At 71.5% G+C, this 20,904-nt stretch carries 16 protein-coding genes, 1 tRNA gene and 1 riboswitch; of the genes, 5 read left to right on the forward strand and 12 right to left on the reverse strand.

The window, feature by feature from the left end; translation table 11 throughout:
* The first annotated feature begins 54 nt into the window (after positions 1–54).
* Positions 55–128: transfer RNA gene (locus QMQ26_RS12135), tRNA-Gly, on the forward strand.
* A 146-nt stretch (positions 129–274) separates the two neighbouring features.
* Here QMQ26_RS12135 and QMQ26_RS12140 read toward each other — a convergent pair.
* From QMQ26_RS12140 to QMQ26_RS12160, 5 genes are all read right to left on the reverse strand, one after another.
* Positions 275–1,273, reverse strand: a complete 999-nt coding sequence (locus QMQ26_RS12140; protein WP_282205712.1) for a M23 family metallopeptidase — start codon at positions 1,271–1,273, stop codon at positions 275–277.
* Between the two features lie 5 nt (positions 1,274–1,278).
* Positions 1,279–1,396: riboswitch (cyclic di-AMP (ydaO/yuaA leader) on the reverse strand.
* Between the two features lie 405 nt (positions 1,397–1,801).
* Positions 1,802–1,996, reverse strand: coding sequence for a hypothetical protein (locus QMQ26_RS12145; RefSeq protein ID WP_100836148.1), 195 nt, complete (start codon positions 1,994–1,996; stop codon positions 1,802–1,804).
* A gap of 394 nt (positions 1,997–2,390) precedes the next feature.
* Positions 2,391–3,521 (reverse strand): PP2C family protein-serine/threonine phosphatase, encoded by a 1,131-nt coding sequence (locus QMQ26_RS12150; RefSeq protein WP_100838471.1) that lies wholly within the window; start codon positions 3,519–3,521, stop codon positions 2,391–2,393.
* Between the two features lie 323 nt (positions 3,522–3,844).
* Entirely contained in the window at positions 3,845–4,330 is a 486-nt protein-coding gene (locus tag QMQ26_RS12155) for a ribose-5-phosphate isomerase (RefSeq protein WP_100836149.1), read from the reverse strand.
* Positions 4,331–4,401: 71 nt separating this feature from the next.
* On the reverse strand, positions 4,402–4,998 hold the full coding sequence (locus QMQ26_RS12160; RefSeq protein WP_100836150.1) for a biotin transporter BioY: 597 nt from the start codon (positions 4,996–4,998) through the stop codon (positions 4,402–4,404).
* Positions 4,999–5,274: 276 nt separating this feature from the next.
* On the opposite strand from QMQ26_RS12160, the gene QMQ26_RS12165 reads away from it, so the two are divergent.
* Positions 5,275–6,762 carry an amino acid permease gene (locus QMQ26_RS12165; RefSeq protein ID WP_282205713.1) on the forward strand — a complete coding sequence of 496 codons (1,488 nt, stop codon included), beginning with the start codon at positions 5,275–5,277 and terminating at the stop codon, positions 6,760–6,762.
* On the opposite strand, the gene QMQ26_RS12170 is transcribed toward QMQ26_RS12165, so the two are convergent.
* On the reverse strand, positions 6,717–7,286 hold the full coding sequence (locus QMQ26_RS12170) for a mycothiol-dependent nitroreductase Rv2466c family protein (protein ID WP_282206502.1): 570 nt from the start codon (positions 7,284–7,286) through the stop codon (positions 6,717–6,719). The genes QMQ26_RS12165 and QMQ26_RS12170 overlap by 46 nt on opposite strands.
* A 249-nt stretch (positions 7,287–7,535) precedes the next feature.
* Here QMQ26_RS12170 and pepN point away from each other — a divergent pair, with 249 nt between their 5' ends.
* Positions 7,536–10,172 (forward strand): aminopeptidase N, encoded by a 2,637-nt coding sequence (gene pepN, locus QMQ26_RS12175; RefSeq protein WP_282205714.1) that lies wholly within the window; start codon positions 7,536–7,538, stop codon positions 10,170–10,172.
* Between the two features lie 97 nt (positions 10,173–10,269).
* On the opposite strand, the gene QMQ26_RS12180 is transcribed toward pepN, so the two are convergent.
* The 5 genes from QMQ26_RS12180 to acnA all read right to left on the reverse strand — a co-directional run bounded on the left by QMQ26_RS12180 (position 10,270) and on the right by acnA (position 18,221).
* Positions 10,270–11,223, reverse strand: a complete 954-nt coding sequence (locus QMQ26_RS12180) for a carbohydrate ABC transporter permease (protein WP_282205715.1) — start codon at positions 11,221–11,223, stop codon at positions 10,270–10,272.
* 10 nt (positions 11,224–11,233) lie between these two features.
* The gene (locus tag QMQ26_RS12185) at positions 11,234–12,166 is read right to left on the reverse strand and encodes a carbohydrate ABC transporter permease (protein WP_100836155.1); all 933 of its coding nucleotides are present in this window, start codon (positions 12,164–12,166) and stop codon (positions 11,234–11,236) included.
* Between the two features lie 127 nt (positions 12,167–12,293).
* Entirely contained in the window at positions 12,294–13,691 is a 1,398-nt protein-coding gene (ngcE, locus tag QMQ26_RS12190) for an N-acetylglucosamine/diacetylchitobiose ABC transporter substrate-binding protein (protein ID WP_100836156.1), read from the reverse strand.
* A gap of 410 nt (positions 13,692–14,101) precedes the next feature.
* Positions 14,102–15,424 carry a glycoside hydrolase family 18 protein gene (locus QMQ26_RS12195; protein WP_282205716.1) on the reverse strand — a complete coding sequence of 441 codons (1,323 nt, stop codon included), beginning with the start codon at positions 15,422–15,424 and terminating at the stop codon, positions 14,102–14,104.
* Positions 15,425–15,560: 136 nt separating this feature from the next.
* Complete coding sequence (gene acnA, locus QMQ26_RS12200) at positions 15,561–18,221, reverse strand: aconitate hydratase AcnA (RefSeq protein ID WP_100836158.1); 2,661 nt, start codon at positions 18,219–18,221, stop codon at positions 15,561–15,563.
* 319 nt (positions 18,222–18,540) lie between these two features.
* Here acnA and QMQ26_RS12205 point away from each other — a divergent pair, with 319 nt between their 5' ends.
* Positions 18,541–18,936, forward strand: coding sequence for a type II toxin-antitoxin system VapC family toxin (locus QMQ26_RS12205; protein WP_282205717.1), 396 nt, complete (start codon positions 18,541–18,543; stop codon positions 18,934–18,936).
* Between the two features lie 156 nt (positions 18,937–19,092).
* Entirely contained in the window at positions 19,093–19,692 is a 600-nt protein-coding gene (locus QMQ26_RS12210; protein ID WP_282205718.1) for a superoxide dismutase, read from the forward strand.
* A gap of 40 nt (positions 19,693–19,732) precedes the next feature.
* Here QMQ26_RS12210 and argF read toward each other — a convergent pair whose 3' ends face one another.
* Positions 19,733–20,734 carry an ornithine carbamoyltransferase gene (gene argF, locus QMQ26_RS12215; protein ID WP_100836161.1) on the reverse strand — a complete coding sequence of 334 codons (1,002 nt, stop codon included), beginning with the start codon at positions 20,732–20,734 and terminating at the stop codon, positions 19,733–19,735.
* Between the last annotated feature and the right edge of the window lie 170 nt (positions 20,735–20,904).

Below are 20,904 nucleotides of genomic sequence, written 5' to 3' on the forward strand. Positions count from 1 at the left end.
CCAGGTACGCTGGGCCAGTCCTCACCACCGCACGGTGGCGGAGGGCGCTTCCCTGCGGGTGTAGCTCAATGGTAGAGCCCCAGTCTTCCAAACTGGTCACGCGAGTTCGATTCTCGTCACCCGCTCCACGAGGCCGACGGCCCCGACCGCCCAGCGGTCGGGGCCGTCGCCGTTCCCCCTCCGGCGCACCGGTCCCGCGCGCTCCCGCCCCGCGGACGGCCCGGAGGCCCCGCGCGGTAGGTCGCGCGGGGCCTCCGGGGGGTGGTGCCGGGGATCAGACGTTGACGCCGTGGGCCGCCAGGTAGGCGACCGGGTCGATGTCGGAGCCGTAGTCCGGGGTGGTGCGGATCTCGAAGTGCAGGTGCGGGCCGGTGACGTTGCCGGTGGCGCCGGACAGGCCGATCTGCTGCCCCGCCGTCACGGACTGGCCGGCCGAGACGGAGATCGAGGAGAGGTGCGCGTACTGGGCGTACTTGCCGTCGGCGAGCTTGATGACGACCTGGTTGCCGTAGGCGCCGCCGTTGCCGGCCGAGACCACGGTGCCGTTGGCGATCGCCTTCAGGCTGGTGCCGGTGGAGACCGGGAAGTCGATGCCGGTGTGGTAGCCGCTGGACCAGCTGGAGCCCGCCACCTTGTAACCGGTGGTGACGCTGCCCGGCGCGGGGGCGACGTAGCCGGAGGAGGAGCTCGCGGCGGAGCCGGCGCTGCTCGAACCGGTGGAGGCGGTGGCGGTCGACGACTTCGCCGCGGACGACTTCTCGGTCTTGGCCTCGGTCTTGGTCTTGACCTCGGTCTTGGCCGGAGCCGGGGCCTCGGTCTTGGCCTGCGCCTTCGGGGCGGCGGCGGTGGCCGCGGCGTCCGAGGAGGTGGTGGCCGAAGTCGCCGGGGCGGCCTGGCCGTTGACGGCCAGCTGCTGGCCGGGGTAGATCAGGTTCGGGTTGCCGCCGATGACCGCGCGGTTGTCCTGGTAGAGCTTCTCCCAGCCGCCGTCCACGTTCTTCGCGGTGGCGATCTTCGAGAGGGTGTCGCCGGCGGCGACCTTGTAGGTCTGCGCGGCGGCGTCACCGGCGGGGTGGCCGGTGGTGTCGGCGACGGGGGTGGCGTCGACCGAGACGTTGGCCCACTGGCGGCCGCCGTCCTGGTGGTCGGCGGTGCCGTGCGCGGAGGCGGCGGAGACCGGGAGGCCGACCGCGGCACCCACCACGCCGGCGGCGATGGCGATGCGGGCGATGGTGGTCAGGCGCGGCTTGCGGTGCTTGCCCTGGACGGACATGAAGCTGTTCCTCTCCGACGCCTACGAGGTGAGCTGTCGGGTTCGGGCGAGAGTTGCCCGGCCGCGTCTCCGCGGCTTCACCCCGAGCCGTCCCGTGCGTTCCGGGCCCGGCGTACTACCTGTGGTTCCCCCGCTCCTGCCGTGGCGTGGTGTCTGGTCGGCACCGAACGGCGGCAGGACTAGGCGTTCCGCTCGATGGCCAGCCCGGCCGATGTCCGGGCTGCGGAGGAAGCAAAACCCACGGCTCGCGGAGCTGGCAAGCGCCGAAGAGCCCCGTTCCCGTGCTCGGGAGGGGGCTGACGGTACGCCAGGTCACGCTCCGCCGACGACGGGCTGCGGTGCGCGTACGGGATCATGACGGTGCGCCCACGAACCGCACACAGCGGGCGACGTCGGCCACTGCGTGCACCTGGGCGCTGACCTGGCGTGACGGGTCGGGTGAGCCTGGTCACCCGCGGGCAGCGACGCGGTCCGGAACGGGGGTGCCTCCGCCCGTCGGAACGTGCTCCCCGAGGCCGGACGGGGTGGTCAGCCCGCGATGCCGGAGATGGCCTTGGAGATCGAGTTGAGGAACTGCTGGATCGGCCCGGCCATGGTCGACTGGCTGAGCATGAATCCGAACAGCGCGGCGATGATGGCGTGTCCGCCCTTCAGCTGCTTGTTGCGGATGAAGATGAAGACGATGACGCCGAACAGGACAAGGGCGGAGACGGAGAAGGCCACCGGGACTCACTTCCTCGATTCATGGCGGGGGTTCAGGTCGGAACCGGCGACGGCTCCAGGCGGAAACCGGCCCCTGCCCCCCGTGTCCCCACCACTCCATCCGGACTCAGTGTGGTCGCTCGTGCGGACTGCGTAAAGGACTTGCCCCGTCACCGGGGGCCCCAACCCGGGTGGTGGGACTGATTTTCGCCGACCGCGACGATAGCGGACGGGTCCTGACGGGGCGTCGGCGGGAGGCGGTTCGCGGCGGCCGCCGCGGCAAACCGGCAGGCAGGCCGGGTCGGTGCCCACCGGCCGGGTATGCCAGGGGAATTGGCCGAAGATCAACGTCGGGGTTTGACACTCCGTGGGCGCTCCGTGCTCACCGCGCCCGCCGCGTCCGCGCCCGGCGGGGTCAGCGGCGCCAGACCAGCAGCACCGCGCGGTCGTCGTTGACGTGCTTGGCCACGCTGTCGATCAGCCGGACCGCGGCCCCGGGGCGCCCGGCCGCCGGGATGGTGGCGACCAGCCGGTCGGCCTCGCCCATCAGCCGGTCCATGCCCTCGCCCAAGTCCCGGCCGGGGATCTCCACCATGCCGTCGGTGCACAGCATCAGCACGTCGCCGGGGCCCAAAGTACCGCGCACGCCCTCGAACTTGGCGCCGTCGTAGACGCCGAGCAGCGGGCCCTCGGCCTCCTTGACCTCCCAGTGGCCGGCCCCGGCCAGCCGGTGCATGCCGGGCAGGTGCCCGGCGGAGAGGAGTTCGTACTCGCCGGTGTCCAGGTCGAGGACCAGGTGGACGGCGGTGGCGAAGCCCTCCTCCCAGTCCTGGCGCAGCAGGTAGCCGTTGGCGGCGGGCAGGAAGTCGTGGGCGGGCAGCGAGCCGAGCAGCCCGCCGAAGGCTCCGGAGAGCAGCAGGGCGCGGCTGCCGGCGTCCATGCCCTTGCCGGAGACGTCGGCGAGGACGACTTCGAGCACCGGGCCGGTGCGGGCGGCGACCATGAAGTCGCCGGAGAAGGACTGGCCGCCGGCCGGGCGGAGCGCGGTGTCGGTGTGCCAGCCGTCGGGCAGCTGCGGGACGCGGCCCTGGACCCTGATCCGTTCGCGCAGGTCGAAGAGCATGGTGGAGCCGCCGCGCCAGGGCACGCCGATCCGGCGGCGGAACTGGGCGACCAGCAGCCCGGCGACGCCGACCGCGCCGACCACCAGGGCGGCGCCCGGGGTGACGCCGTGGGCGTACGCCTCGGGCTGCGGGCTGGCCACCCGCTCGCCGGTGTGCACCAGGGACTCGGTGATCAGCCCGGCGGCCGCGGCGGCGTACAGCAGCACCAGGGTGCCGGGGCGCAGCAGCAGCGCGCCGGCCAGCACCGGCAGGACCAGGGCGGTGGGCGGGGCCCAGTCCGGGACGAGGATGTTGAGCAGCACCAGCAGCGGGACGGCCAGGGCGAGCGCGGCGAACGCCCACCAGTCGGCGCCGTCGCCGCGGAAGTAGTCGACCCCGGTGCGGCGCAGCCTGCGCCGGGCCCGGTACAGCGCGGTGCGCAGCCGGGCCGTCACGGGTTCGCGGGACGGTCCGCCGTCCCGGCCCGTCGCACTGGGACGCGCGCTGCCGGCCATGGGGACCGACCTTATCCACCGCCGGTGCCCGCGTCGACGGGGTGGGTGGCACCGGGTGCAGCGCGGGGCGGCGGGCCCGGCGGGTTTCGGCCGCCCGGGACGCGTCCGGGGGCGGGGGTCCTCGGCGGGCGGACCGACGGCGCGGCCGAACCGGGGTCGGACGCCCGCGAGTTGGGCGCGGTGCGCCCGGACCGGGCTCGCCGCGGTACGAGGTGCGGCGGGGGACGCCCGGGCGGGCGTCCCCCGTCGGCTCAGCCCTGCGGGTGGTGGGCCGGGATCGGCGGGAGCTCGCCGGTGGTCTCGTACTCGGACAGCATGTCGATCCGGCGGGTGTGCCTCGGCTCGCCGCTGTACGGGGTGTTGAGGAAGACCTCGACGAACGCGGTGGCCTCGTCCAGGGTGTGCATCCGGCCGCCGACCGAGATGACGTTGGCGTTGTTGTGCTCGCGGCCGAGGGCCGCGGTCTGCTCGCTCCAGGCGAGGGCGGCCCGGACGCCCTTGACCTTGTTGGCGGCGATCGCCTCGCCGTTGCCGGAGCCGCCGATCACCACGCCCAGCGCCTCGGGGTCGGCGGCGGTGCGCTCGGCCGCCCGGAGGCAGAACGGCGGGTAGTCGTCCTCGGCGTCGTAGACGTGCGGGCCGCAGTCGACCGGCTCGTGTCCGGCCCCCTTCAGCCACTCGACGAGGTGGTTCTTCAGTTCGTATCCGGCGTGGTCGGAGCCCAGGTAGACGCGCATGCCCACGAGTGTGACATGCCGCCGGGCCCGCTCCCCGGCAGGGGCGCGGACCCGGCGGCGGTGACGCGGCGTCAGCGGCGGCCGAGCAGTTTCCAGGTGAGCGGGAGGGCGCCCATCGCGAGCACCACCTTGAGCGCGTCGCCGACCAGGTACGGGTACAGACCGAGGTGGGCGGCCCGGGCCAGCGGGACGTCCAGGGCGAAGGCCAGGTAGGGCACGCCGACGGCGTAGATGGCCAGGCTGCCGAGCACCATCGCGCCCGCGGTGCGCAGCGGGCCGCGGTCGGCGCCGCGGCGGGCCAGCGCGCCGGTCAGCGCGGCGGCGACCACGAAGCCGATCACGTAGCCGAGGGTGGCCAGGCCCGCGCCGGAGGTGCCCTGGGCGAACCACGGCAGGCCGGCCGCGCCGGCCAGCAGGTAGAGGCCGAGGGCGGCGGCGCCGCGGCGGGCGCCGAGCGCGGTGCCGACCAGCAGGGCGGCGAAGGTCTGCCCGGTCACCGGGACCGGCGAGCCGGGGACGGGCACCGACAGCTGCGCGGCCAGGCCGGTCAGCGCGGCGCCGCCGGCCACCAGGGCCAGGTCGCGGGCGCGCGCACCGAGCCGGGTGGACGCCTGCGGCAGCAGGTCGGCGAGGACGGCGGTGGAGGGTGTCGGCGCGGCGATGGCCATGGCTGCTCCCGGGGGTCCGATGCGGGTGATCACCTGTGAACCTACGCGCTGTCCGGCGCCCGCCGCCGCGTCGGCCGTGACAAAAGCCGACCGTCCCGGCTTGTCGGGTCCGGCCTGTGACCGAGCCCTCATCCGCACCGTGGGTGCGGGTGCGGTCACCGTCCGTCGGGCGGCCGTCCGGATGGCGGTCCCGCCTGGGAGGCCCCCGCAGGATGCCGAATAGTGGACGGATCTCCGCGAAAGCGTCCGTTGGCCGAACAGTCTGGAACCCTCCGCATGTCCCGCACCCCCACCCCCGAGACCGCGCCCGCCCGGGAGCCGGCCGCCGAGGACGCGGGCCTGGCCCACGGGCTCAAGCAGCGCCACCTGTCGATGATCGCGCTCGGCGGGGTGATCGGCGCCGGGCTGTTCGTCGGCTCGGGCGCCGGGATCGCCGCGGCCGGGCCGGCCGTGGTGCTGGCCTTCGCCGCCTCCGGGCTGCTGGTCATGCTGGTGATGCGGATGCTCGGCGAGATGTCCGCCGCCCGCCCGGCCTCCGGCTCCTTCTCGGTGCACGCGGACCGGGAGATCGGCGGCTGGGCCGGGTTCACCGTCGGCTGGCTGTTCTGGGTGCTGCTGTGCGTCGGTGTCGCGGTGGAGGCGATCGGCGCGGCCGGCATCGTCTCCGGCTGGCTGCCCGCCGTGCCGTCCTGGGCCTGGGTGGCGGTCTTCATGGCCTTCTTCTGCCTGACCAACCTGGCGGCGGTGCGCAACTTCGGCGAGTTCGAGTTCTGGTTCGCCGCGGTCAAGGTGCTGGCCATCACCGCCTTCCTGGTGATCGGCGTGCTGGCGGTCTGCGGCCTGCTGCCCGGCACCGCCGCCCCGGGGGCGGCCAACCTCACCGGCCGCGGCGGCTTCCTGCCGCACGGGACGAGCGGCCTGATCACCGGCCTGCTCGCCTCGGTCTTCGCGTACGGCGGCCTGGAGACCGTCACCATCGCCGCCGCCGAGTCGGAGAATCCGCGGCGCAGCGTGGCGATCGCGGTGCGCACCGCGATGTGGCGGATCGCGCTGTTCTACGTCGGCTCGATGGCGGTGATCGTCACGCTGGTGCCGTGGGACGACCCGGCGGTGGTGCGGCCCGGCCCGTACGTCGCGGTGCTGGACGTGCTGGGCATCCCCGGCGCGGCCCAGCTGATGAACGCGGTGGTGCTGATCGCGCTGCTGTCCGCGATGAACGCCAACATCTACGGCTCGTCCCGGATGGCGCACTCGCTGATCGCCCGCGGCCACGGCCCGCGCGCGCTGTCCCGGCTCTCCGGCGGCGTGCCGCGCCGGGCGGTGCTGGCCTCCTGCGGGTTCGGCTTCCTCGCGGTGCTGCTGTCCTACTGGTGGCCGGAGACCGTCTTCTCCTGGCTGCTGAACATGGTGGGCGCGGCGGTCCTGGTGGTCTGGGCGTTCATCTGCGTCGCCCAGCTGCGGATGCGCCGCCGCCTGTCGGCGGCCGAACTCCCGGTCCGGATGTGGGCGTTCCCGTACCTGACGTACCTGGCGCTGGCCGCGATCCTGGCGGTGCTGGTGCTGATGACGCTGGACCCCGCCAACCGCGTGCAGCTCTACTTCACGGCCGGGCTGACGCTGGTGCTGGCGGCGGCGGGCGCGCTGCGCGGCCGGGGGCCCGGACGGCGGGGACCCCGCGCCCCTGACGGGACGCGGGGTCCGACTCCGCTCTGCGGGGCCTACTCGAAGGACGGGCCCGCGGTGCGGGTGCGCTTGATCTCGTAGAAGCCGGGAGTGGCGGCGACCAGGACCGTGCCGTCCCAGAGCCGGGCGGCGGCCTCGCCGCGCGGGGTCGGGGTGACGACCGGGCCGAAGAAGGCGACCCGGTCGCCGTCCGGGCCGTCGACGGCGATCACCGGGGTGCCGACGTCCTCGCCGACCAGGCCGATGCCCTCGGCGTGCGAGGCGCGCAGCGCGTCGTCGTACGCGTCGGTGTCGGCGGCGTCGGCCAGCTCCTCGGGCAGGCCGGCGGCGCGCAGCGCGGCGACGACGGTCTCCCGGGTGTTGGGCAGGCCCTGGTTGTGGAAGCGGGTGCCGAGCTCGGTGTAGAGCGGGCCGAGCACCTTCTCGCCGTGCGCCTGGGCGGCGGCGATCAGGACCCGGACCGGGCCCCAGCCGGCGGCCAGCAGCGTGCGGTACTGCTCGGGCAGGTCGTCCCGGTTCTCGTTGAGGACGGACAGGCTCATCACGTGCCAACGGGTGTCCACCGGGCGGAGCTTCTCGACCTCCAGCATCCAGCGGGAGGTCATCCAGGCCCAGGGGCAGATCGGGTCGAACCAGAAGTCGGCGGTCTTGCGGGAGGCTGCGGTCGTCACGGACGGCGTCCTTCGGAGTCGGCGGGCAGGAGTGGTCGGGGTGTCCCCCGGAATGCAACCGCCGGGCGCCCGCGATGATTCCGCGCCAGTGCAATGGCACAGGTCGGACGGCGTGAAAGGATGCCCCCGAAGGAGCGCCATGAACGTTCCGCGACCGCGTGTTCCGTACAGAGGAGTACCGACGTGCCCGGCAAGAACCTGAGCCGCGAGGAGGCCCGAGACCGGGCCGCGATCATCCGGGTGGAGAGCTACCGCGTCCACCTGGACGTCAGCGCGGCGGCCGACCCCGGCCGGTCCACCTTCCGTTCCACCACCCGGATCTCGTTCGACTGCGCCGAGCCGGGCACGAGCAGCTTCGCCGACCTGCTGGCCCCCGAGGTGGTCTCGGTCGAGCTGAACGGCCTGCCGCTGGACCCGGCCGAGGTGTTCGACGGCACCCGGGTGGCGCTGCCGGTGCTGGCCGCGCACAACCGGCTGACCGTGGTCGCCGAGTGCGCGTACAGCCGCACCGGCGAGGGGCTGCACCGCTTCGTCGACCCGGCGGACGGCGAGACCTACCTGTACACCCACTACGAGCCGGCCGACGCCCGGCGGGTCTTCGCCAACTTCGAACAGCCGGACCTGAAGGCCCCGTTCACCTTCACGGTGACCGCCCCCGCCGCCTGGGACGTGTACGCCAACGCGGTGGCCGAGCGCGTTGTCGACGAGGGCCCCGCCCGCACCTGGGAGTTCGCGCCGACCCAGCCGATCTCCACCTACCTGACCGCCGTGGTGGCCGGCCCGTACCACGTGGTGCGCGACCACTACACCCGCGAACTGCCGGACGGCGGCCGGCTGGAGATCCCGCTGGCCGCCACCTGCCGGCGCTCGCTGGCCCCGTACTTCGACGCCGACGAGATCCTCACCGTCACCAAGCAGGGCCTGGACTTCTTCCACCAGGAGTTCGACTACCCGTACCCGTTCGGCAAGTACGACCAGTGCTTCGTCCCCGAGTACAACATCGGCGCGATGGAGAACCCCGGCTGCGTGACCTTCCGCGAGGAGTTCGTCTTCCGCTCGAAGGTCACCGAGGCCGCGTACGAGTCCCGGGCCAACGTGATCCTGCACGAGATGGCGCACATGTGGTTCGGCGACCTGGTCACCATGAAGTGGTGGGACGACCTGTGGCTGAAGGAGTCGTTCGCCGACTTCATGGGCTCCTACGCGCAGATCGGCGCCGGCACGAGGTACCGCTCCGCCTGGATCACCTTCGCCAACCGCCGCAAGGCGTGGGCCTACCGGCAGGACCAGTTCCCCACCACCCACCCGATCACCGCGGACATCCGCGACCTGGAGGACGCCAAGCTCAACTTCGACGGCATCACCTACGCCAAGGGCGCCGCCGTCCTCAAGCAGCTGGTCGCCTACGTCGGCCGGGACGCCTTCTTCGAGGGCGCCCGCACCTACTTCAGGAAGCACGCCTTCGGCAACACGGTGCTGGACGACCTGCTGGACGCCCTGGAGGAGACCAGCGGCCGCGACCTGCGCGCCTGGTCCGCCGCCTGGCTGCAGACCTCCGGCGTCAACACCCTGACCCCCGAGCTGGCGCACGACGCCGAGGGCCGGATCACCGAGCTGGCGATCCGCCAGGACGGCACGCCGCCGCGCCCGCACCGGATCGCGGTCGGCCTGTACGACCGGGCCGAGGACGGCGCGCTGCGCCGCACCGACCGCTACGAGCTGGACGTGGCCGGGGAGCGCACCGTGGTCGCCGCGGCCGCCGGGCGTCCGGTGCCCGCGCTGGTGCTGGTCAACGACGACGACCTGACGTACGGCAAGGTCCGCTTCGACGAGCGCTCGCTGGAGACCCTGCGCACCGGCCTCGGCGACCTCGCCGACACCCCGTCCGACGGCCCCGGCGCCGCCGCCACCGGCGCGGACGCGGACGCGGACGCGGACGCGGACGCGCCCAGCCTGGCCCGGGCGCTGGCCTGGTCCGCGGTGTGGAACCTGACCCGGGACGGCCTGATGCCCACCCGGGACTACCTCGACCTGGTGCTGCGCTTCGCCGGCCGGGAGTCCGACGTCGGCGTCCTGCAGTCCCTGCACCAGCAGGCCGGCGTCGCGCTGGCGGTGTACGCCGACCCGGCCTGCCGCGCCGAGTACGGCACCGCGCTGGCCGAGTGCGCGCTGCGCGAGCTGGAGCGGGCCGCCCCCGGCAGCGACCACCAGCTGGCCTGGGCCCGGTTCCTGGCCGACACCGCCGAGCGCGCCGACCACCTGCGGCTGCTGCGCGGCCTGCTCGACGGGACCGGCCGGATCGACGGCCTGACGGTCGACCAGGAGCTGCGCTGGAACTTCTGGCTGGCGCTCGCCGCGCACGGGCGGGCCTCCGCCGAGGAGCTGGCCGCCGAGCTGGCCCGCGACAACACCGCCGGCGGCCGCCGCCGGCAGACCCAGTGCCTGGCCGCGCTGCCCACCCCGGAGGCCAAGGCCGAGGCCTGGTCCTCGGTGGTCGACTCCGACGAGCTGCCCAACGCCCTGGTCGAGGCCCGGATCGCGGGCTTCGACCAGCCCGGGCAGCGGGAGTTGACGGCCCCCTACGCCGAGCGGTACTTCGCCGCGCTGGAGTCGGTCTGGGCGGAGCGCTCGATCGAGATCGCGATGCGGATCGTCGGCGGCTTCTTCCCCCGGCACCAGACCACCCCGCAGACCCTGGCGGCCACCGACGCCTGGCTGTCCGCCCGCCCGGACGCCGCCCCGGCGCTGCGCCGGCTGGTGCTGGAGTGCCGGGACGACCTGGCCCGGGCGCTGCGGGCCCAGGAGTGCGACGCCCGGTAGCGCGGGCCGGTCGGACGGGCCGGTGACGCGGAGCGGGGCGGCTCCCTCCTCTGGAGAGGGAGCCGCCCCACGGGCGAGGGTGGTGCGGCGGGTGCGGCTACTTCAGGGTGGCCGAGGTCAGACCGGCCTGGACCTGGCGCTGGAAGGACAGGTACACCACCAGCACCGGCAGCATCGCGATCGTCATGCCGGCGAACAGACCGGGGAAGTCGCTGGCGTAGCCGGACTGCTGGGCCAGGTTCATCAGGCCCTGGGCGAGCATCGAGCGGTCCGGGTCGGTGCCGCTCTGCTGCTGCATCAGGGTCAGCGGCAGCAGGTACTGGTTCCACTGGCCGAGCACGTTGAAGATGAACACGCTGATCAGGCCGGACTTCGCCATCGGCACCATGACCTGGAAGAACGCCCGGCTGTGCGAGCAGCCGTCGATCATCGCGGCCTCGTGGACGGCGCTGGGCAGCGACCGGAAGAACGAGTGCAGGAAGAACACGGTGAACGGCAGCGAGTAGGCCGTGTAGACCAGGATCAGGCCGACGTACTGGTTCAGGCCGAGCCAGGGGATGACCGTGCCGAGGTTCTTCACCATGAAGAACAGCGGGACGAGCGCCAGGTACACCGGGAACATCGCGCCGGCGACGAAGAAGTAGTAGATGGTCCGGTTGCCGCGGAACTCGTACCGGGCCAGCACGTAGGCGGCCATCGAGCCGAGCAGCATGGTCAGGGTGAGCGAGCCCGCCAGCACGATCACGGTGCTGAGGAAGAAGTCGCCGATGCCCTTGTCCCAGGCGCGGGTGAAGGCGTCGAAGCTCCAGTGCGAGGGCCAGCTCCAGGCGCTGTCGCCGATCTCGGTGTTGTTCTTGAACGAGCCGAGGACGATCCAGACCAGCGGGACGATGATCAGCACCGCCCACAGGGCCAGGAAGCCGTGCGAGAAGACGTTGAGGACCCCCCCGCCGTCGGCGAAGCGCTGGTCCTTGCCGGGCTTGCCCGGCCGGTCGTTCCCGCCGCTGCGCTGGGCCGGGACGGCGGTGGTCGCGTCGGTGTTGGTGCTCATGCCGGGAACCTCAGAACTCGATCTTCTCGCGCCGGGTGACCCGGAGCGAGACGACGGACAGGACCAGGGTGATGAAGAAGATCACCACACCCATGGCACAGGCGTAACCGGCCTTGCCGAAGATCAGGAAGTTGCGCATCAGCAAGGTCGCCATGATCTCGCTGTGGTGGTCCGGGCCGCCGCCGTAGTAGGCGCCGGGCGTCATGGTGGAGACCAGCGCGAAGGCGTCCATGGCGGCGATCGCCAGGTAGACCCAGGCGGTCTGGATGCTCTCCCAGAGCAGCGGCAGCGTGATCTTGAAGAAGGTGGTGCCGCGCTTGGCGCCGTCCAGCAGGGCGGCCTCGTAGATGTCCTTCGGGATGCTCTGCATGGCGGCCGAGAACAGCACCAGGTAGAAGCCGACGCCGGACCAGATCAGCACGCCCATGACGCACCACAGGCCGAAGGTCGGGTTGGACGCGAAGTCCCAGGGGTGGGCCTTGTCGACGATGCCGAGCCCGATCAGGACGCCGTTGAGCAGACCGCCCTTGTCGGTCCGGTACACGCCCTGGAACAGCACCGACAGGATGGCGACCGACAGCACCTGCGGGAAGAAGAAGACGATCTTGTAGAAGGCCGAGCCGCGCACGCCCTGCACGCCGCCGGTGCCGCTCTTGCCGCCCACGTTGAGCATGAAGGCGAAGAACAGCGCCAGCAGGATGGTGGTGATCGGCAGCACGATCAGCAGCAGCAGGTTGTGCTGGAGCGCGCCGAGGAAGGCGCTGTCCTTGAAGAGCGCGGTGTAGTTGTCCAGCCCGATGAAGTTCATGTCGGGCGAGGCGCCGGACCAGTCGGTCAGCGAGTAGCCGAAGGTCTGCAGGTAGGGCCAGATGACCAGGGCGATGTACAGCACGACGGGAACCACGAGGAACCCGAAGATGAAGGGTGTTTTACGGTGTCGCATGGGAGCTGCTCCTGTCCGCCGACAGCCTGTGGTCAGACAGGCCTGGAACTGCGGTAGCGCGTGGAACGGCCGGGGCCCGCGAGCGGGCCCCGGCCTTGCGGTGACAAGCCGTCGGCCTGCTGGGGTGTCAGATCTTCTTGGAGGTCGCGGCCTTGCCGCGGGCGACCCACTCCTGCGGGGTGATGCGCTTGTTGACCAGCTCGTTGGTGGCGTTCTCGATCTCGGTGTCGAACGCGGTCTGCAGGTCCTGGAAGCTGAAGTTGAAGGTGACGTCGCCGGCCGCCTTGACCGCGTCGGCGGAGGACTTGGTGCCCGGCTTGAGGGCGACGTCGGGGTTGACGCCGTCCTTCAGCACGGTCAGCGAGTTCGCGGTGGCCACGAACTTCGAGGAGCCGTCCTTGGTCAGCATCATGCGCAGGAACTCGAGGCCGCCGGCCTTGTTCTTGGCCTTGCTCGGGACCATGAACGGCTCGCCGGCGCCAGCCCAGAGCGCGGTGCCGGGCAGCTTGTCGCCGGGCAGCGACGGGATCGGCAGGAAGGCCATGTCGAAGTCGGCCGGGGTGGAGGCCAGCATCTCGTTCTCCAGCCAGGAGCCGGACGGGATGAAGGCGGCCTTGCCCTGGCACCAGGCGGTCTGCGACTCGGTGTGGGTCATGCCGTTGGTGCCGGGGAGGAGGAAGTCGCCCTCCATGATCTTGTTGAACGCGCTGACGCCGGCCAGCACCGCCGGGTCGTCCCAGGCCGCCGTGTCACAGGCGTTGATCTTCTTGACCAGGTCCTGGCCGCCCTGCTTGGCGATCAGGCTGAAGATCACGTAGTTCGCGTAGTAGGGGTACTTGCCCTGGTGCGCGAAGGGGGCGATGCCGGCGGCCTTGATGGTGCCGCAGAGGGTGATGAACTCGTCCCAGGTCTTCGGCGGGGTCCAGCCCTTGTCCTTGAAGAGCTTGGCCGAGTACCAGAGGCCGAACACGGTGTAGACGTAGTTCAGCGAGTACATCTTGCCGCCGATGGTGCCCTGCTCGACGGTGCCGGGCAGCAGGACGTCCTTGATCTTCTTCGTCGGGTCGTCCAGGTACGGGGCCTCCAGCAGCACCGACAGGTCGGTGAGCTGGCCGGCGCTGACCAGGACGTCCGCCTTCATCGCCTGGGCGCCGGAGTTGTCGAAGACGTCCGGCGGGGTGTTGGCGTTGAAGCGCGGCTGCAGCTTGCCGCTGATCTCCTGGGTGCCCAGGTGCGAGACGGTCGCGCCCGCGTACGCCTTCTTGTAGGCGTCTTCGAACACCTTGGCGTAGTCGTCGCCGTAGCCGCCCTTGAAGATCACGACGTCCAGCGGGTCGCTGTCCTTGACCCCGAACGGGTTCTTGCTGTCGCCGCCGAGCGTCGGAGCGGCGCTGGACTTGCTGTCACCGCTGCCGGAACCGCCGGCGCAGGCGGCGAGCAGCGAAGTGCCGCCCGCGGCGAGGACGGTGATCGCGGCCGCGCGCTTGAACAGGTCGCGACGGTTGTACTCAGTTGCAGAGCCCATGAGTGCCCTAACCCCTCAGTTCCAGAAGAAGTGGACCGGAGCTGACGTCACGTCAACTCCCGCGGCCCGAAAGGTGCCCAGCGGCGAAGGTGCCGGTCAGAGGCGGTGTGATGATGCTGCAAAGGTATAGTCCACTGTTCACCCAGCGGCAATAGTCAGCAGGTCGGATAACAAACCTGACGACTGAACCGTTGTCCGCGATGCAGCATGTGCAATGTGCAGGGACCCTGCGAATTACGTGTCCGCGCCAGGCATGAAGGGGAATCTAGCGCGTTGTTGCTCGAAAGAACATAGAAACGCGCAGCTCTGCGCATCACAGTGCTCTAACTGTGATGCGCGAAGCTGCGCGTCGGCCGCCCCGGCGGGGTCAGCGGGGGTCGGCGGGAGGCCCGCCGGGGTCCAGCCCAGGATCAGTCGTCCCGGAGTCCCTTGTCCAGGGCGGAGACCAGGCTGCCCCGGGCGTCGTCGTTGTCCAGCGACCAGGCCATCACGCCGCCCAGGTCGTTCTCCTCGACGTAGCGCGCCTTGCGGGTCAGCAGGTCCGGGGTGTCGTACGTCCAGAACTCGGTGCCGTCGTACTTCCAGGTCGCCCCGTGCGCGCGGTCGGTGAAGACCGTGCCCGGCAGGTCCTTGATCTGGTTGTAGGGCAGGTTCCCGCCCCGGGACAGGCCGGTGGCGGACTGGTACAGGCCGTTCTTCTTCGGGCCGGCCGGCACGCCCGTCCAGCCGTAGCCGTAGAACGGGACGCCCACCACGGCCTTCTTCGCGGGCAGGCCGCGGTCCAGGTAGGTCCGCACCACCCGGTCGACGCTGAGCTGCTGCCCGGAGGCGTCGGCCCGGTCGGTGTACAGGTTGGCGTCGTGGTTGGTCGGGCCCTGGGCCTCCCACGGACCGTGCAGGTCGTAGGTCATCAGGTTCAGCCAGTCCACCGACTTGGCGACCTTCCCGACCTCCAGCTGGTCGATCTTCGACTCGCCGGCCGGGACCGCCGCGGTGAGCAGGTAGTGCGGGCCCTTCCGGCCGGACAGCGCGTCCAGCTGGCGGCGGAACTCCTGCATCAGCAGGGTGTAGTTCCGCTTGTCCTCCGGGCGCACCACGTTGCCCGCGTCACCGCCGCCGCCCGGGTACTCCCAGTCGATGTCGATGCCGTCGAACACCCCGGCGCCCGCGCCCGCGCCGCCCTCGACCGAGCCCAGCTGCGGCAGGTCGCCCTTGAGGTACAGGTCGATGCAGGAGGAGACGAACTTCTTCCGGGAGGCGTCGGTGAGCGCCGCGTCCGAGAAGTACTTGGACCAGCTCCAGCCGCCCAGCGAGACCACCGCGCGCAGTTGCGGGTTGCGCGCCTTGAGCTTGCGGAGCTGGTTGAAGTTGCCCTTGAGCGGCTGCTCCGCGGTGTCGGCCACGCCGTCCACCGACTCCTCGGCGCCCACCGGGCGCTGGTAGTCGGCCCAGGCGTCGCCCAGGCCGGCCCCGTTGGCCTCGAAGCAGGTGCCGTCGGCGGAGACGTTGCCGAAGGCGTAGTTGATCACGGTCAGCTTGCCGGCCTGGCCGCTGGCCTGGACGCTCTTGGCCGTGAAGCCGCTGTAGATGCCCCACTGGGTGAAGTAGCCGACCCGCTGGCCCTCCAGCCGGTGGTTGCTGCCGTGGTCGTCGTTCCCGTGGGCCTGGGCCGGGGTGGCGGCGAAGGAAGCGATCAGGACGGCCGCGAGGACCGCAGATGTGCGTCTGGTCATTCCGTGAATCTCTCCGATTCAGCGTCAATTGGTATGGACCATGTGCTGAGGGAGAGGTTTAGTCCATCGACACCGGAACGCACAAGGGGCCGGACCGCTCGATGCGGTCCGGCCCCTCGGCCCAGCGGCTGTCGGATCAGCCGATGAGGCTGCGCAGCACGTACTGCAGGATGCCGCCGTTGCGGTAGTAGTCCGCCTCACCGGGGGTGTCGATGCGCACCACGGCGTCGAACTCGACGGTGCCGCCCGCCGGGCCGACCGCCTTGACCTTGACGGTCTTCGGGGTGCGGCCCTCGTTCAGCTCGGTGACCCCGGTGAACTCGAAGGTCTCCTCGCCGGTCAGGCCCAGCGAGTCGGCGTTCTCGCCGGCCGGGAACTGCAGCGGCAGGACGCCCATGCCGATCAGGTTCGAGCGGTGGATGCGCTCGTAGGACTCGGCGATGACGGCCTTGACGCCGAGCAGCGCGGTGCCCTTGGCCGCCCAGTCGCGGGACGAGCCGGAGCCGTACTCCTTGCCCGCCAGGACCACCAGCGGGACGCCCGCGGCCTGGTAGTTCTGCGAGGCGTCGTAGATGAACGACACCGGGCCGTCGGCCTGGGTGAAGTCGCGGGTGTAGCCGCCCTCGGTGCCCGGCGCGATCTGGTTGCGCAGGCGGATGTTGGCGAAGGTGCCGCGGATCATCACCTCGTGGTTGCCGCGGCGCGAGCCGTAGGAGTTGAAGTCGCGCTTCTCCACGCCGTTGGCGGTCAGGTACTGCGCCGCCGGGGTGCCGGGCTTGATGTTGCCGGCCGGGGAGATGTGGTCGGTGGTGACCGAGTCGCCCAGCTTGGCCAGCACTCGGGCGCCGGAGATGTCGGTCACCGGGCTCGGGGTCTTGGCCATGCCCTCGAAGTACGGGGGCTTGCGGACGTAGGTGGACTCGGCGTCCCACTCGAAGGTGTTGCCGGTCGGGACGGGCAGCGACTGCCAGCGGTGGTCGCCGGCGAAGACGTCCGCGTAGTCCTTGGTGAACATGTCCTGGTCGATGGAGCCGGCGACCACCTGGGCCACCTCCTGCTCCGACGGCCAGATGTCGGCGAGGAAGACGTCGTTGCCGTCGGCGTCCTGGCCCAGCGCGTCCTTGGTGATGTCGACGTTCATGTTGCCCGCGAGGGCGTAGGCGACCACCAGCGGCGGGGAGGCCAGGTAGTTCATCTTGACGTCGGGGTTGATCCGGCCCTCGAAGTTGCGGTTGCCGGAGAGCACCGAGACGACCGCGAGGTCGGCCTCGTTCACCGCGGCGGAGACCTCCTCGGGCAGCGGGCCCGAGTTGCCGATGCAGGTGACGCAGCCGTAGCCGACCAGGTTGAAGCCCAGCTTCTCCATGTACGGGAGCAGGCCGGCCTTCTCGTAGTAGTCCATGACGACCTTGGAGCCGGGCGCCAGGGTGGTCTTGACCCACGGCTTGACCGAGAGGCCCTTCTCCACGGCCTTCTTCGCCAGCAGGGCGGCGCCCAGCATGACGGAGGGGTTGGAGGTGTTGGTGCAGGAGGTGATCGAGGCGATCACGACCGCGCCGTTGTCGATCTCGTAGCTGCTGCCGTCGGGGGCGGTGACGGCGGTCGGCTTCGAGGCCTCGGCGGAGTAGGCCGGCAGCGCCTCGGCGAACTTCGCGGCGGCCTCGGCCAGGACCACCCGGTCCTGCGGGCGCTTCGGGCCGGAGATCGACGGGACGACGGTGGAGACGTCCAGCTCCAGGTACTCGGAGTAGACCGGCTCGACCGACGGGTCGTGCCAGAGGCCCTGCTCCTTGGCGTACGCCTCGACCAGGGCGAGCTGCTGCTCGTCGCGGCCGGTGAGCTTGAGGTAGCTGATGGTCTCGGCGTCGATCGGGAAGATCGCGCAGGTCGAGCCGAACTCCGGCGACATGTTGCCGATGGTGGCGCGGTTCGCCAGCGGGATCGAGGTGACGCCCTCGCCGTAGAACTCGACGAACTTGCCGACCACACCGTGCTTGCGCAGCATCTCGGTGATGGTGAGCACCAGGTCGGTGGCGGTGGTGCCGGCCGGGAGCTGGCCGTTCAGCTTGAAGCCGACCACGCGCGGGATGAGCATCGAGACCGGCTGGCCGAGCATCGCGGCCTCGGCCTCGATGCCGCCGACGCCCCAGCCCAGCACGCCCAGGCCGTTGACCATGGTGGTGTGCGAGTCGGTGCCGACGCAGGTGTCGGGGTACGCCTGGCCGTTGCGGACCATGACGGTGCGGGCCAGGTGCTCGATGTTGACCTGGTGGACGATGCCGGTGCCGGGCGGGACGACCTTGAACTCGTCGAACGCGGTCTGGCCCCAGCGCAGGAACTGGTAGCGCTCCTTGTTGCGGCCGTACTCGATCTCGACGTTCTGGACGAAGGCGTCCGGGGTGCCGAACTTGTCGGCGATGACGGAGTGGTCGATGACCAGCTCGGCCGGCGCCAGCGGGTTGATCTTGGACGGGTCGCCGCCCAGCTCCTTCACGGCCTCGCGCATGGTGGCCAGGTCGACCACGCAGGGCACGCCGGTGAAGTCCTGCATGATCACGCGCGCCGGGGTGAACTGGATCTCCTCGGACGGCTCGGCCGTCGGGTCCCAGCCGCCGAGGGCGCGGATGTGGTCGGCGGTGATGTTGGCGCCGTCCTCGGTGCGGAGCAGGTTCTCCAGCAGGACCTTGAGGCTGTACGGCAGCCGCTCGGAACCCTCGACGGCGGAGAGCTTGAAGATCTCGTACGACTCGTCGCCCACCTGCAGCGAGCTGCGGGCGTCGAAGCTGTTCGCGGACACGACTGACTCCTTTTTGGTCCACCCGGTGGTAAGGTAAGCCTTGGCTAACCTGCCTGCCGCCGCCTACCGAGCCGATGATGGAAGGCCTGCGCCTCTCGGTAAGTATCTTGACGTCAAGATAAAGCGTAGCGCGGAATGTATCTCGATGTCGAGATAAACCATAGTGCATGGGCTCCGGCCGCACTCCACCGGCTCACCCCGCCATGCCGCGGGAGCGCCGACACCCACAGCCTCCCACCACGGGGCCCCGCTTCGCCCCTCGGGCACCCCTGCGGCGGGGCGGCGGGGCGGGCGGACTAGCGTGTGCGGGGTGATCGTGGTGGACGCTTCCGCAGTGGTGCTGTCGCTCTCCGACCGGGGGCCCCGGGGCGACGCGGCCCGGGCCGCGCTGGCCGCCGACCCGGAGTGGGTGGCGCCCGAGCACGTGGTGATCGAGGTGATGCAGTCGCTGCGCGGCCTGTACCTCGCCAAGGAGTTGACCGCCGAGGAGGTCGCCGGGATCACCCGCCGGCTGCCCGGCCTGGCCATCCGCACGGTGGAGGTGGCCCCGCTGCTCGGCCGGATCTGGGAGCTCAAGGACAACCTGACCCCGGACGACGCCGCCTACGTCGCGGTCGCCGAACTCCACGGCGCCCCGCTGGTCACCGCCGACCTGCGGCTGATGCGCGCCAGCGGGCCGCGCTGCGAGATCCGCGGGATCACCGCGGCGGGCTGACCGGGCGACCGGCCCCGCCGCACCGGTGCTGCTGTTCGAACGCCGCTTCCCGTACGGGTGACGGCGGGCGGCGGTGCGGCACGGCGGCGTGCGCGGCGCGGCGGGGACGGCCACCGTGGCGGGTGTCGTCCCCGCACGCCCGTCGGAAGGTCCGCGATGCCCCTGTCCCCCGCTGCCGGTGCGCTGCTGGTGCCGCTCGCCCTGCTGCCGATCGGCCCGACCACCGCCCAGGGCCCGGCCGGTCCCCCCGGTCAGGCCGGCTCCTCCGCGCCAGCCGGCTCCTCCGCCCCGGCCGGACCGGCCGGGGCCGGGGTCGACCGGGTGGTGGACGCCCGGTTCGACCGGGCGGACGGTTTCGTCCCGGCCCGGGCGATCACCCACGCGCCCGACCTGGTGCCGTACGGCTCGCGGGTGCGGGTCACCGTCGACCGGGCGGCCGGGCGCACCTCCGTCACGGTGCGGCTCGTCGGGGTGGCCGGGGCGCACGAGTTCCCCGCGCACGTGCACACCGGGTACTGCGGCGCCGACCCGGCGTCCTCCGGGCCGCACTACCAGCAGGTGGCCGGGTCGGACGCCGTCGACAACGAGGTGCGGATGACCGTGCGCACCGACCCGGGCGGGACGGGCACCGCCTCGGCGACCGTCCCGTGGGGGTTCCGGCCCGACGAGGCGCACTCGCTGGTGCTGCACGCGGGCACCCCCGTCGGGCCGTACGCCGCGACCGACCGGGCGGCCTGCGTGGACGTCGGCTTCTGAGTCACCCGCGGGAGCGCGGACGCGGGCCGGGCGCCCCGGCTCAGGAGCCGAGGGTCGCCACCATCACGGCCTTGATGGTGTGCAGGCGGTTCTCGGCCTGGTCGAAGACCACGGAGTGCGCGGACTCGAACAGCTCGTCGGTGCACTCCAGCTCCGTCATGCCGGTGAGCTCGTACATCTGCCGGCCGATCTCGGTGCCGAGGTCGTGGAACGCGGGCAGGCAGTGCAGGAACTTGACCGCCGGGTTGCCGGTGGCGCGCACCGTGTCCATCGAGACCTGGTAGGGCTTGAGCAGCGCGATCCGATCGGCCCAGACCTCCTTGGGCTCGCCCATCGACACCCAGACGTCGGTGTAGAGGAAGTCCGCCCCCGCCACCCCGGCCGGGACGTCCTCGGTCAGGGTGATCCGGGCGCCGCTGGTCTCGGCCAGCGTCTCGGCCGCCTTGCGGATCTCCTCGGCGGGCCAGAGCGAGGACGGCGCGACGATCCGGATGTCCATGCCCAGCAGCGCCCCGGTGACCAGCAGCGAGTTGCCCATGTTGAAGCGGGCGTCGCCGAGGTAGACCAGGGTGGTCTCGTTCAGCGGCTTGGTGGAGTGCTCCTGGATGGTGAGCACGTCGGCCAGCAGCTGGGTCGGGTGCCACTCGTCGGTCAGGCCGTTCCAGACCGGGACGCCCGCGTACGCGGCCAGCTCCTCGACGATCGCCTGCCCGTCGCCGCGGTACTCGATGCCGTCGTACATCCGGCCCAGCACCCGCGCGGTGTCCTTGATCGACTCCTTGTGCCCCATCTGCGATCCGGCCGGGTCCAGGTAGGTGGTGGTCGCGCCCTGGTCGTGGGCGGCCACCTCGAAGGCGCAGCGGGTGCGGGTGGAGGTCTTGGCGAAGATCAGCGCGATGTTCTTGCCGCGCAGCCGGGGCTGCTCAGTACCCGCGTACTTGGCGGCCTTCAACTGGGCCGCCAGGTCGATCAGGTGACGGAACTCCTGGGGAGTGAAGTCGAGCTCCTTGAGGAAGTGCCTGTTCCGGAGGTTGAACGCCATACCGGTCTCCTGGGTCGATCAGCGGACTGAGACGGGAAGTGTATACGAGGAGTCGAATATTCATGCAACACTTCGATGGCCGACGCGTTACCGGGCCCGGAGAACGCACGGACCGCGTACGGACCGCGTACGGACCGCGTACGGACGGACACGGACGGGGCCCCGAGGGT

The sequence above is a fragment of the Kitasatospora fiedleri genome (genome assembly GCF_948472415.1).
In the GTDB taxonomy this organism is placed as follows: Bacteria; Actinomycetota; Actinomycetes; order Streptomycetales; family Streptomycetaceae; genus Kitasatospora; species Kitasatospora fiedleri.